The organism is Stutzerimonas balearica DSM 6083, from assembly GCF_000818015.1.
In the GTDB taxonomy this organism is placed as follows: domain Bacteria; phylum Pseudomonadota; class Gammaproteobacteria; order Pseudomonadales; family Pseudomonadaceae; genus Stutzerimonas; species Stutzerimonas balearica.
This window is the reverse complement of sequence record NZ_CP007511.1, coordinates 1,342,954-1,355,706: the sequence shown is the minus strand read 5'-3', so window position 1 is coordinate 1,355,706 and position 12,753 is coordinate 1,342,954. Positions and strand designations below refer to the sequence as shown.

Annotated in this window: 12 protein-coding genes; 4 read left to right on the top strand and 8 right to left on the bottom strand. The window is 65.6% G+C overall.

The features are described 5' to 3' along the window. Window positions 1-18 precede the first annotated feature (18 nt). The 5 genes from CL52_RS06135 to CL52_RS06115 form a co-directional block, all read right to left on the bottom strand. Window positions 19-1,128, bottom strand: a complete 1,110-nt coding sequence (locus CL52_RS06135) for an NADH:flavin oxidoreductase/NADH oxidase (protein ID WP_043219127.1) — start codon at window positions 1,126-1,128, stop codon at window positions 19-21. 89 nt (window positions 1,129-1,217) lie between these two features. Continuing rightward, complete coding sequence (locus CL52_RS06130) at window positions 1,218-3,317, bottom strand: molybdopterin oxidoreductase family protein (RefSeq protein ID WP_043219125.1); 2,100 nt, start codon at window positions 3,315-3,317, stop codon at window positions 1,218-1,220. Window positions 3,318-3,426: 109 nt separating this feature from the next. Beyond that, window positions 3,427-5,142, bottom strand: coding sequence for a single-stranded-DNA-specific exonuclease RecJ (gene recJ / locus CL52_RS06125; RefSeq protein ID WP_043219124.1), 1,716 nt, complete (start codon window positions 5,140-5,142; stop codon window positions 3,427-3,429). A gap of 112 nt (window positions 5,143-5,254) precedes the next feature. Next, complete coding sequence (locus CL52_RS06120) at window positions 5,255-5,797, bottom strand: YaeQ family protein (protein ID WP_043219123.1); 543 nt, start codon at window positions 5,795-5,797, stop codon at window positions 5,255-5,257. Between the two features lie 65 nt (window positions 5,798-5,862). Further along, window positions 5,863-6,996 carry a GGDEF domain-containing protein gene (locus CL52_RS06115; RefSeq protein ID WP_043219121.1) on the bottom strand — a complete coding sequence of 378 codons (1,134 nt, stop codon included), beginning with the start codon at window positions 6,994-6,996 and terminating at the stop codon, window positions 5,863-5,865. 217 nt (window positions 6,997-7,213) lie between these two features. On the opposite strand from CL52_RS06115, the gene CL52_RS06110 reads away from it, so the two are divergent. Beyond that, on the top strand, window positions 7,214-7,429 hold the full coding sequence (locus tag CL52_RS06110) for a bacterioferritin-associated ferredoxin (RefSeq protein ID WP_041107113.1): 216 nt from the start codon (window positions 7,214-7,216) through the stop codon (window positions 7,427-7,429). Between the two features lie 196 nt (window positions 7,430-7,625). After that, window positions 7,626-8,096, top strand: coding sequence for a bacterioferritin (bfr, locus tag CL52_RS06105; RefSeq protein WP_041107115.1), 471 nt, complete (start codon window positions 7,626-7,628; stop codon window positions 8,094-8,096). A gap of 101 nt (window positions 8,097-8,197) precedes the next feature. On the opposite strand, the gene grxD is transcribed toward bfr, so the two are convergent. Continuing rightward, window positions 8,198-8,524 (bottom strand): Grx4 family monothiol glutaredoxin, encoded by a 327-nt coding sequence (grxD, locus tag CL52_RS06100; RefSeq protein ID WP_041107117.1) that lies wholly within the window; start codon window positions 8,522-8,524, stop codon window positions 8,198-8,200. A 277-nt stretch (window positions 8,525-8,801) separates the two neighbouring features. Between grxD and argF the strand changes: the two genes are divergently transcribed. Further along, entirely contained in the window at window positions 8,802-9,719 is a 918-nt protein-coding gene (gene argF, locus CL52_RS06095) for an ornithine carbamoyltransferase (protein WP_041107119.1), read from the top strand. Then, window positions 9,716-10,825 carry an ABC transporter ATP-binding protein gene (locus CL52_RS06090; RefSeq protein ID WP_043219119.1) on the top strand — a complete coding sequence of 370 codons (1,110 nt, stop codon included), beginning with the start codon at window positions 9,716-9,718 and terminating at the stop codon, window positions 10,823-10,825. The genes argF and CL52_RS06090 overlap by 4 nt, the downstream gene beginning before the upstream one ends. A 3-nt stretch (window positions 10,826-10,828) precedes the next feature. On the opposite strand, the gene tadA is transcribed toward CL52_RS06090, so the two are convergent. After that, window positions 10,829-11,320 (bottom strand): tRNA adenosine(34) deaminase TadA, encoded by a 492-nt coding sequence (tadA, locus tag CL52_RS06085; RefSeq protein WP_043219117.1) that lies wholly within the window; start codon window positions 11,318-11,320, stop codon window positions 10,829-10,831. 17 nt (window positions 11,321-11,337) lie between these two features. Further along, window positions 11,338-12,708 carry a multicopper oxidase family protein gene (locus CL52_RS06080; RefSeq protein ID WP_043219116.1) on the bottom strand — a complete coding sequence of 457 codons (1,371 nt, stop codon included), beginning with the start codon at window positions 12,706-12,708 and terminating at the stop codon, window positions 11,338-11,340. Between the last annotated feature and the right edge of the window lie 45 nt (window positions 12,709-12,753).

Below are 12,753 nucleotides of genomic sequence, written 5' to 3'. Positions count from 1 at the left end.
ACTCCTGAAATAAACGGATCAACCCTGTGCGTCGGGCACCTGGCGAATCGGCGTGTCGCGGTGTGCCGCGCGAACATACTGGGCCGGCCAGGGTACCGAGTTGTCCCGCAGGTGCTCGGCGGCATGCAACGGCCAGTAGGGATCGCGCAGCAGCTCGCGCGCCAGCAGGATGAGGTCGGCCTGGCCGGTACGCAGGATATGCTCGGCCTGCACCGCCTCGGTGATCAGCCCCACGGTGCCAGTGGCGATATCCGCCTCGCGGCGCACCCGCTCGGCGAACTGCGTCTGGTAGCCCGGGCCGACCGGAATCTCGGCGTTGGCGGCGGTGCCGCCGGACGACACGTCGATCAGATCGACCCCCAGCGCCTTCAACCGCCGCGCCAGCTCGACGGTTTCGTCCGGGTTCCAGCCGTCGGCGACCCAGTCGGTGGCCGACAGCCGGACGAACAAAGGCAGCTCGTCCGGCCAGGTGGCCCGCACCGCTTCGGTCACCTCGAGGAGCAGACGGATACGGTTGTCGAACGATCCGCCATACTCGTCCTGCCGCTGGTTCGACAGTGGCGACAGGAACTGATGCAGCAGATAGCCATGCGCCGCGTGGATTTCGGCAACCTTGAAGCCCGCCGCCAGCGCGCGCTCGGCCGCCTGCACGAATGCCTGCACCACCGCTGCGATGCCCTGCGCATCGAGCGCCTCGGGCACGGCATGCTGCGGATCGAAGGCAATGCTCGACGGCCCGACCGGCACCCAGCCGCCCTCGGCGATCGGCACGCTGCCGCGCTTGCCGAGCCAGGGCTGCCAGCTGCTCGCCTTGCGCCCGGCATGCGCGAGCTGGATACCGGCGAACGAACCCTGCGCCTCGACGAAGCGAGTGATCCGCCGCAGCGGCTCGATGTGCTCGTCGCTCCAGATGCCCAGGTCCTGCGGCGAGATGCGCCCTTCCGGCCGTACCGCGGTGGCCTCGATGAGGACCAGCCCTGCGCCGCCGACGGCACGGCTGCCCAGGTGCACCAGGTGCCAGTCGTTGGCCATGCCGCCCTCGGCCGAGTACTGGCACATCGGCGAGACGGCAATTCGATTGGCAAGCGTGAGTTGGCGAAGCGTCAACGGCTGGAAGAGCTGGGTCATGGAAACCTCGACTACAGGGGGCGTTCGTATGGACACCCCTGAGTACAGACCGTTTCGCCGAGAAAACCCAGCCCGACTTTCAGCGGGTGCTAGACCGCCGCGACCTCCACCGGCACGCCATTGAGCGCCGCGTTGCCGGACAGCGCATCGTACAGCCGCTCATCGGTGAGGTCGTTTGCACTGGCACCTGGCAGCTCACCGGCGATCTGCAGGCGCACGCCTCCGCGGTCATGCCCCCAGCCATGCGGCAGGCTGACCACGCCGGGCATCAGCTCGTCGCTGGCCGCGACCTCGACATCGATGGAGCCGACCCGCGAGCGAACCCGTACCCGCTGGCCGTCGCTCAGACCGCGACCGGCCAGGTCGGCCGGGTGCATCAGCAGTTGATGCCGCGGCTTGCCCTTCACCAGGCGCCGGTAGTTGTGCATCCAGGAATTGTTGCTGCGCACGTGGCGCCGTCCGATCAGCAGCAAGCCAGTCGACTGGCTGCCGGCACTGTCGGCGGCGAATCGCTCCAGATCGGCCAGCAGCAGCGCCGGGGCCGCCTGGACGCGACGAGATTCGGTTTTCAGCCGGCGCGCGAGATTCGGCTCGAGCGCACCGAGATCGATACCGTGTGGCGCCTCGCGCAGGGCGGCCAGGTTCAGCCGGCGCTCGGAACCTTCGCCATGCGGCCCGGCCCGTAGCCCGAGGTCGATCATCTGCTCCGGCGCCAGCGTCGGCTTGAGCTCGAGCCCGGTGCGCGCAGCGAAGGCGCGCGCCAGGCCGACGAAGATTTCCCAGTCGTGCAATGCACCATCGGGGCGCGGCAGCACCGCCTGGTTGAAGCGGGTGACGTTGCGCACGGCCAGCAGGTTGAAGGTGCTGTCGTAGTGATCGTGCTCCAGAGGGGCGGTCGGCGGCAGGATGATGTCGGCGTAACGGGTGGTTTCGTTGACGTAGAAATCGACGCTAAGCATGAACTCGAGGCCTTCCAGCCCCTCTTCGAGCTGGCGCCCGTTGGGCGTCGACAGCACCGGGTTGCCGGCCACGGTAATCAACGCGCGGACCTGGCCCTCGCCCGGCGCGAGCATCTCCTCGGCCAGCGCCGCCACCGGCAGCTCGCCACCGTACTCGGGCAGGCCCGAGACGCGGCTGCGCCAAGCCCCGAAATGCCCGGGCGAGGCGGTTTCCACCAGGTCAACGGCAGGTGTGGTACAGAGTGCCCCGCCCACGCGGTCGAGGTTGCCGGTCAGCAGATTGATCAGTTGCACCAGCCACTGGCAGAGCGTGCCGTAGACCTGGGTCGAGACGCCCATGCGGCCATAGCACACGGCCCGCTCGGCGGCGGCAAAGTCCCGCGCGAGCTGGCGGATGTCCTCGGCGGCGATACCACAGCGCGCGGCCATCGCCTCGGCCGGGAACGGCGCGATGGCGGCGCGCACCGCGTCGAGCCCGTCGACCGGCAGGTGGCTGCCGCGGGCAAGACCTTCCTCGAACAGGGTATGCAGGATGCCCAGCAGCAACCCCGCGTCCTGCCCGGGCCGGATGAACAGGTGCTGGTCGGCGATGGCCGCCGTCTCGCTGCGTCGCGGATCGACCACCACCAACTTGCCGCCGCGTGCGCGTAGCGCCTTCAGGCGCTTTTCCACGTCCGGCACGGTCATGATGCTGCCATTGGAGGCCAGCGGGTTGCCGCCAAGGATCAGCATGAAATCGGTGTGGTCGATATCCGGCACCGGCAGCAAGAGGCCGTGGCCATACATCAGGTAGCTGGTCAGGTGGTGCGGCAGCTGGTCGACGGAGGTCGCCGAGAAGCGGTTGCGAGTCTTGAGCAGGCCGAGGAAATAGTTGCTATGGGTCATCAACCCGTAGTTGTGCACGCTCGGATTGCCCTGATAGATGGCGACGGCGTTGTTGCCGTGGCGTTCGCGAATGCCCGCCAGCCGCTCGGCCACCAGGGCGAAGGCCTCGTCCCATTCCAGCGGCACCCACTGGTTCTCCACCCGCATCACCGGCTGGCGCAGGCGGTCGGGATCGTTCTGGATATCCTGCAGCGCCACCGCCTTGGGGCAGACATGGCCGCGGCTGAACGGGTCCTGCGCGTCGCCCTTGATCGAGACGATCGCGCCATCGCGCGTTTCGATGGCCAGGCCGCAGATGGCCTCGCACAGGTGACAGGCACGGTAGTGCACGCTGGTATCGCTCATTTCGCTATCCGCCGTCGTTCTTGTTGTGCCTGCACTCTAGGCGCGCGCCGCGGGTGGGACAATCGAACGGAGTGGGCGAAATATCGGCGGATTCAGCCGGGCAATGGCCTCAACGTGGGGCGATATGCGCCACCATCAGCTGCACGCTTTCCTGCCCGCGATACTCGTTGACGTCCAGCTTGTAGGCCAGTTCCGCCCAGCGCACCGAAGGGTTCGGCCAGATGTCGCGGTCGATGTTGAAGGCGATGCCGTCCAGCGTCAGCGAGCCGCATTCGCTCCTGAGTACGAGCTTGAGGTGCCGCTCGCCGACGATGCGCTGCTGCACCAGCTGAAATACGCCATGGAACATCGGCTCCGGGAAATGCTGTCCCCAGGGCCCGGCATTGCGCAACGCGCGGGCCAGCTCCAGGTGAAACTCCTCGATACCGAGCTGGCCGTCGGTGAGCAGCCGGCCGGTCAGGTCGTCCTCGCAGAGCTGGCGCCGCACCTCGGCGTCGAAGGCCGCGGCGAAGGCGCCGAAGTTTTCCTGCGGCAAGGACAGCCCGGCGGCCATAGCGTGCCCGCCGAACTTGCTGATCAAACCGGGATGACGAGCCGCCACCGCGTCGAGCGCATCGCGGATATGAAATCCGGGCACCGAACGCGCCGAGCCCTTGAGCTGGCCGTCGCCAGCATCGGCAAAGGCGATGGTCGGGCGGTGATAGCGCTCCTTCAGCCGCGAGGCGAGGATACCGATCACGCCCTGGTGCCAGTCCGGCTCGAACAGGCACAGGCCGAACGGCAGCTCCTCGAGCGGCAGGTCCTTGAGCTGGGCGAGCGCCTCGCGCTGCATGCCCTGCTCGATGGCCTTGCGATCCTTGTTCAGCTCGTCGAGCTGTACGGCCATGTCGCGCGCCAGCGCCTCGTCTTCGCAGAGCAGGCACTCGATGCCCAGGCTCATGTCGTCCAGACGCCCGGCGGCATTGAGGCGCGGCCCGAGAATGAAGCCAAGATCGGTGGAGGTGATGCGCCGATGGTCACGTCCGGCGACGTCGAGGATCGCCCGTAGCCCCGGCCGGGCCCGACCGGCGCGAATGCGCGCCAAGCCCTGATGGACGAGGATGCGGTTGTTGGCGTCCAGCGGCACCACGTCGGCGACGCTGCCGAGGGCCACCAGATCGAGCAGCTCGGCCAGATTCGGCTCGGCCCAGCCGTGACGAACGAACCAGTCCCGCTCGCGCAGCCGGGCGCGCAATGCCAGCAGCACATAGAAGATCACGCCGACGCCAGCGATGCACTTGCTCGGGAACCGGCATTCGGGCTGGTTCGGGTTGACGATGGCATCGGCATCGGGCAGCACGGGCCCCGGCAGATGGTGGTCGGTGACCAGCACCTTCAAGCCGGCCGCTTTCGCCGCCGCCACGCCGTCGACGCTGGAGATGCCGTTGTCGACCGTTACCAGCAGGTCGGGCCCGCGCTCGAGGGCCACGGCAACGATCTCGGGCGTCAGCCCGTAACCGTATTCGAAGCGATTCGGAACGAGGTAATCGACGTGCGCCGCGCCCAGCTGCCGCAGACCGAGCACGCCGACCGTGCTGGCGGTGGCTCCGTCGGCGTCGAAATCACCGACGAACAGGATTCGCTGACGCTTCTCCAGTGCCTCGACCAGCAGTTCGACGGCCTGCTCGATGCCCTTGAGCTGCGCATAAGGAATGAGCCGCGCCAGGCCCTTGTCCAGCTCGCTGGCCGAGGTCACGCCGCGTGCCGCGTAGAGCCGGGTCAGCAATGGCGGGAGATCGCCCAGGTCGGGCAGCGTGTCGGGAAGCGGGCGGGGTTCGATGCGCATCGTGTGGTTCCGGAGCAGCGAGCCGGCACGAGCGCACCGGCAAGAAAAGCCGCAGAGGATACCCGAATCGGTCAGCCCTGACCGGGTCGTTTGGCGCCGGCCGACAGATCGTTCAGCCGCGCTCGCCGAGCAGCCACTGCATGGGCACTTCGTGCTGGCCGCGCTCGTCGGTGACGAACAGTGCGCCGTCACTGATCATCACGCTCCACTGGATGGAGCGCGGCAGATCGCGGGTCAGCGTTTCCAGCGCCTCGGAAGCCAGCGCAGCGATGCTGACATTCTTCGGCCCTTTGACCGCATCGACCACCTTGGTCTGCCATACCCGCAGATTGCCGTAAGCCAGCACGCTAACCCGCTCGGCACGCCGCGAGCACCAGGTGATGCGCTCGGCATCCGGCTGTCCGACCTCGATCCAGTGCAGGATCCGTTCATCCAGGCTCTTCTGCCACAGCGCCGGCTCATCGACATCCGACAGGCCGCGACCGAAGCCCAGCTGCTCGTCGTACCACAGCGCATAGGCGATCAAGCGAACGCCGAGGCGCTCTTCGGTTTCCGACGGATGACGCGCGACCGTGAAGCGCAGGGTCTCGTAGACGCCGCGATCGAGATCGGTCAGGTTGAGTTCGACTTTATAGGGGGTCGCTTGCAGAGCCATGAAGGGGTCGCCGCCGAAAAAAGGTGCCGCAGTCTAGCAAACCGCAGGGGCACCGGCTCGCCAGGCTACGCGGCAACCCGGATGCAGTTGCGCCCGCCGGCCTTGGCCTGGTAGAGCGCGCGATCCGCTTCGGACAGCAGCCGATCGAGGTCGTAGCCGAACCGCCCGGTATCGCTGATGCCGATGCTCACGCTGAGCATGCCGGCGCGACTGAAAGGCAGCGCCGCGAACTCGCCGCGGATACGCTCGGCGACGCCATGAGCGACATCGGTCCCGGCATCGGCAAGCAGGCAGGCGAACTCTTCGCCACCAATGCGCCCGAACACGTCATGCCGACGCAGCCGCAACTTGGCGACGTGGCAGAAGCCGATCAACGCATCGTCGCCGGCCTTATGGCCCAGCGTGTCGTTGAGGCGCTTGAACTGGTCGAGGTCGCACAACAGCAAGGTCACCATCTGGCCTGCTTCCCGGCAACGATGCAGTAGCCGCTCGCCATGCTCGATGAAGGCGCGCCGGTTGCCGATGCCGGTCAACGGGTCGCTCAGCGACGCCTGCCGGTACTCGAGTTCGGCACGCTCACGAACCATGGCCAGCGTGACGAACGCGATGCCGACGGCGTACATCATGGTCTCGAAGATCACCACGGCGAAGAAGTTGAAATGCTGCGTCCCCTCGAACGGCTGGCCGTTATCGAGGGGGATGCGCAATGCGTACAGCACGACATGCACGGCCATGAGCGCCATCGCCGGGCGCAGCGAAACCTGGATGGCCCGGCGGCTTCGCCACAGCTCGACCATCGCCAGACCGATATAGATGATGGTGAACACCGAAAGCAGCGCAATGCGCAACCGTAGCGTGCCGTAGAACGCCGGCAACAGACACATCGCGGCCCACACCGCGGGGCCGACGAGTATCCCCCGCCATTGCGGACGGCGGCCAGCGAACACACGCATGGCCGTCCAGTTGAAGGCCATCGCCAGCACGAGCAGGACATTGCCAAGGACGATCGGCACGTAGTCGATCCCGAGGTTGCGTAGCGCCCCGAGCGCCGTCGATGCGACACCAAGGAAAAGCGTGAGGCACAGGTAGCCCAGCGTGGATTCGCGCCGCCCACTGCGCCAGGCGAACAACATCAGCAGCGCAACCAGCAACAGTACGTAGAGATCGACGACGATGAGGGTGGGAACGCTCAACTGCATGACGGCACCGCACGCCTCCAGACCGGGGAATCGGCCGGAAAGAAGCAATCAGGGAAGGGCTGCCGATTCTAACGTTTCGACGCGGTGGCCACTATAACGACAGCACTGCTGCCTCCGGCAAACCGACCGACGGAGCGGCCCGAACGATGAAGACCTTTGACAATCATTCTCATTCTATTTAGCATCCGCTTCATCAATCGACCCACGGGTAGTTCGCATGTACGTCTGTCTTTGCCAGGGCATCACCGACGGCCAGATTCGCGAGGCCATCTATGAAGGCTGTTGCAGCTACCGCGAGGTGCGTGAGAGCACTGGCGTGGGCACCCAATGCGGCAAGTGCGCCTGCCTGGCCAAACAGGTGGTGCGCGAAACCCTGGCGGACGTCCAGAACGCACAGCCGGCGCTGTCCGCACCGATGTTCTACCCCGCCTGACCAGCGGATCACCGAAGAGCCGGGCGATTGCCCGGCTTTTTTCTGCCTGCAATCAACGCATTAGCGCTCAATCGCAGAACGCAAGCGTTCTCGTTTCCCTTATTAGCCTTTGCTTTCAAGGAGTTAGGTTTGACAGGCCTGTGCTTCGTGGCCAGACTGCGGCAAACCTCTCATTGACTTCGACGGGATTGCGACCATGAAAGGCGACAAGCTGGTCATTCAGCACCTCAACAAGATCCTTGGCAACGAACTGGTCGCCATCAACCAGTATTTCCTGCATGCGCGCATGTATGAGGACTGGGGGCTCGGCCGCCTGGGCAAGCACGAGTACGATGAATCCATCGACGAGATGAAGCATGCCGACAAGCTGATCAAACGCATCCTCTTCCTCGAGGGGCTGCCCAATCTCCAGGATCTGGGCAAGCTGCTGATCGGCGAGAACACCCGCGAGATGCTCGAATGCGACCTCAAGCTCGAGCAGAGCGGCATCGCCGACCTCAAGGTTGCCATCGCCTACTGTGAGAGTGTCGGCGACTACGGCAGCCGCGAGCTGCTCGAAGACATTCTCGAATCCGAGGAAGAGCACATCGACTGGCTGGAAACCCAGCTCGGGCTCATCGACAAGGTTGGGCTGGAGAATTATCTGCAATCGCAGATGGACGACTGAGACCGCCAGCCACCGCAATAAAAAAACGCCATGTCCGCAAGGGCATGGCGTTTTTTATTGGCCGGGGCACCAGATGGATGGTGCCTCGGGCCGGTCGAGGCTCAGGCGTCGGCCTTGCCGGCGGCGGACTTGATCAGCGTCTGCAGCTCACCCTTCTCGAACATCTCGAGGATGATGTCGCTACCACCGACCAGCTCACCGTTCACCCACAGCTGCGGGAAGGTCGGCCAGTTGGCGTACTTGGGCAGGTTCGCGCGGATTTCCGGGTTCTGCAGGATATCCACGTAGGCAAACTTCTCGCCGCAGCCCATCACCGCCTGGCTGGCACGCGCAGAGAAACCGCACTGCGGCGCATTCGGCGAGCCCTTCATGTAGAGCAGGATGGAGTTGTTGGCGATCTGTTCTTTGATGGTTTCGATGATGTCCATGAGGTACCTCGGCTAACACGGTTGCCGCGCATTGTAGAGCATAAGCCGGGTCAAAGCCGAGTGGCGAAGTCGGTTTTGTCGATCGAACGAGGCGCAGCGTTGCGCCTGTCAGACGCGCGCAGGCGCCGTAAACCGGCGTTTGCGCCCCTGCAGCTTTTGTGGATAAGATCTCGCCTTTCCCGTTTCGCCAGGTCATCACGACCCCCAGTGGTCGGTCCCTCTGTTTTCCCCGGAAAAGCCTTCGGACCGCAAACTGCGGCAATGAAAGGTAGTTGATATGAGCGCAAGGCATTTTCTCTCTTTGATGGACTGCACGCCCCAGGAACTGCATAGCCTGGTCCGTCGCGGCATCGAACTGAAGGATCTGCGTGAGCGCGGCATTCTCTTCGAGCCACTGAAGAATCGGGTGCTGGGCATGATCTTCGAGAAGGCCTCGACCCGCACGCGGCTGTCATTCGAGGCCGGCATGATCCAGCTCGGCGGCCAGGCGATCTTTCTCTCGCCGCGCGACACCCAGCTCGGTCGCGGCGAGCCGATCGGCGATTCGGCGATCGTCATGTCGCGCATGCTCGATGCCGTGATGATCCGTACGTTCTCCCACTCTACGCTGACCGAGTTCGCCGCCAATTCGCGGGTCCCGGTGATCAACGGCCTGTCGGACGATCTGCATCCCTGCCAGCTGCTGGCCGACATGCAGACCTTCCAGGAACAGCGTGGCAGCATCGCCGGCAAGACCGTCGCCTGGGTCGGCGATGGCAACAACATGTGCAACACCTATATAGAAGCGGCGATCCAGTTCGACTTCCAGCTTCGCGTGGCCTGCCCCGAAGGCTATGAGCCCAAGGCCGAGCTGCTTGCGCTGGCCGGCGACCGGGTCAGCGTCACGCGCGACCCGCGCGAGGCGGTTGCCGGCGCTCACCTGGTCAGCACCGATGTGTGGGCCTCGATGGGCCAGGAAGACGAGGCAGAAGCGCGCCTGGCGACCTTCCGCCCCTACCAGGTCGACCGCGCCTTGCTGGATGCCGCCGCACCGGACGTGATCTTCCTGCACTGCCTACCAGCCCACCGTGGCGAGGAGATCAGCGAAGACCTGCTCGACGATTGCCGCTCGCTCGCCTGGGACCAGGCCGAGAATCGCCTGCACGTGCAAAAGGCACTATTGGAATTCCTCGTCGAACCCGCCTACCACGCATGAGCCACGCCCCCCTGCTGTTGCTGCGCGACCTGGCCTGTGGCTACGGCGGGCAGCAGCGCGTCGTCAGCGACCTCAACCTGCACCTGAACCGCGGCGACATCGGCTGCCTGCTCGGCCCATCCGGCTGCGGCAAGACCACCACCTTGCGAGCCATCGCCGGCTTTGAGGCTGTCCAGCAGGGCGAGATCGAGCTGGCCGGGCAAGTCATCTCGCGCCCTGGCCACACCCTCGCCCCGGAGAAGCGCCGCATCGGCATGGTCTTTCAGGACTATGCGCTGTTCCCGCATCTGACCGTCTTCGACAACGTCGCCTTTGGCATTCGCAAGCATGCGGACTGCCAACGTATCGTCAGCGAACTGCTGGAACTGGTGCATCTCGCCCCACTGGCGCGACGCTACCCACACGAACTCTCCGGCGGCCAGCAACAGCGAGTCGCACTGGCGCGCGCACTAGCCCCCGAACCCGAGCTGCTGCTGCTCGACGAGCCGTTCTCCAATCTGGACGTCGAACTGCGCCGCCGGCTGAGCCTGGAGGTCCGGGAGATTCTCAAGGCGCGCGGCACCAGCGCGATTCTGGTGACCCATGATCAGGAGGAAGCCTTCGCCGTCAGCGATCAGGTCGGCGTGTTCAAGGACGGCCGCCTCGAGCAATGGGACACGCCGTTCAACCTCTATCACGAACCGCTGACCCCCTTCGTCGCGAGCTTCATCGGCCAGGGCTACTTCATCCGCGGCCAGCTGCTCGACCCGGAAACAGTGCAGACCGAGCTTGGCGTGATCCGCGGCAACCGCGCCTACAACTGGCCGGCCGGGAGTTCGGTAGATGTACTGCTGCGTCCGGACGATATCGTCTACCGGCCGGACAGCCCGCTGCGTGCGCTGATCGTCGGCAAGACGTTCCTCGGCGCATCGACCCTGTATCGCCTGCAACTGCCAACCGGCAACCAGCTCGAAGGCATCTTCGCCAGCCATACCGACTATCTGCCAGGCCAGGAAGTCGGCATCGCCATTGCGGCCGACCACCTGGTGGTGTTCCCGGCCCAGGGCAGTGTTGCTGCCCACCAGACCTTGCCCGAGGCCGGCGTTCGCCGTTACAGCAGCCGCTGACGCTCAGGCGTCCCGGCCGTTCTGCCTGCGCTGGCGAAAGAACTGGCTGAGCATTTCGCTGCACTGTTCGGCCAGCAGCCCGCCTTCGACCAGTACCCGATGATTGAGAAACGCCTGGTCGAAGAACTGCCCGCGACTGACTGCCACGCCGGCCTTTGGCTCGGTCGTGCCGTAGACCACACGCTGGATGCGCGAATGCACGATCAGCCCGGCGCACATGCTGCACGGCTCCAGGGTGACGTACAGCGTGCTGCCGGGCAGGCGATAGTTTTGCAGACGCAGCGCAGCATCGCGGATGGCGACCATCTCGGCATGCGCGCTCGGATCGTGTCGCGAGATCGGGCAGTTGAAACCGCGCCCGACGACCTGGCCGTCCAGCACCAGCACGGCGCCCACCGGCACCTCGCCCAGCGCGGCGCCCTGCTCGGCCAGCGCAAGGGCCTCGCGCATGAAGCCCTCGTCGCCGCTGCGGTCGATGATCTGCACTCGTTTCATCCGCCGGTCCCGCCGTGCTAGGCCACTTCGATGGCGGCCATCAGGCCGGTTTCCATGTGATCGACCACATGGCAATGGAACATCCACACGCCGGGGTTATCCGCCACCAATGCGATCCGCGCGGTCTCGTTCTTGCCCAGCAGATAGGTGTCGGTGTACCAGGGCTCGATACGTCGGCGGTTGGAGGAAATCACCTTGAAGGTCATGCCATGCAGATGGATCGGATGCTGGTACTGGCTGAGATTGCGCAGCTCGAAGATATAGTGCCCGCCGTGGCGCAGCGTCGCGATCGGTCGCTCGGCACAGCTCTTGTCGTTGATGTCCCAGGCCTGGCCGTTGATCTGCCAGAACTTGAACGCCCCACCCTGCTGCAGGTCGGTGGAAAGCGCACCGGCCCATTCGAAGTTGAAACGCAGCGTCTCGGCGCGATCCAGGTCCGGTTCGGCGATCGGGTTTGCCGGCAGTGCAGCCGGCCAGCCTCCGGGCGACTGCTCGCTGGCCACGGCACGCAATGCGGCAAGGCGCAAAGGCCCGTTGCGCAGCGACAGCTCGGTGCCCGCCTCGGGCACCTTCAGCCCCAGCTCGAGACGCATGCCCGGCCCCAGCCAGTATTCCTTGCCGAGTGGACGAGGAGCCACCGGGTTGCCGTCGAGCGCGTAGATCCGCGCCTCGCCAGCGGAGAGGTTGAGCCGATAGGTCAGCGTATTGTCGAGGTTGAGGATGCGTAGCCGCACGATCTGTCCGGCTGGCAGATCCAGCGTCGGCAGGTGCTCGCCATTGACCGTCGAGAGCACGCCCGGGGTGCCGCCCCGCGCCGCCTCGCGCGGCACGCTGAAATCGGTGAAGGCCCCCTGCTGGTCGACGTGCCAGCTCTTCAGGCTCAGGGTCCGCTCATGGGCGAAGCCGCTGGGTTCGCGCTCCTCGACGATCAGCGGGCCGACCAGGCCGCGGCCCAGCTGCTCGCCGCTGGACGTGTGCGGGTGGTACCAGAAGCTACCGGCGTCGTGAAGCTGAAAACGATACTCGAACGACTCTCCCGGCAGCACCGGCAGCTGCGAGACGTAGGGTACGCCGTCCATCTCCAGCGGCAGGCGGATACCGTGCCAGTGAATGGTGGTCGGCTCCGGCAAGAGATTGGTGAAGCGCACCCGCAGCCAGTCACCCTGGCGTCCACGCAGCTCGAGACCAGGCGCCTGCCCACCATAGCCCCACGCCGGCGTGACGCGCCCGGGCACCAGCTCGACGTCGACCGGCGCGGCGATCAGCTCGTAGTCATGCGTGGCACCAGCCGCAGGGCGGCCCAGCCAATAGCGTGCACCGCCAACGCCGAGACCAAGCACGCCGAGACCGGCCAGGCCGCCGAGGACCTGCCTGCGTGTGAAAGCCATTGAACCTCCCCCTTGGTACTACGACCCCGATAGCATCAGGGCAGC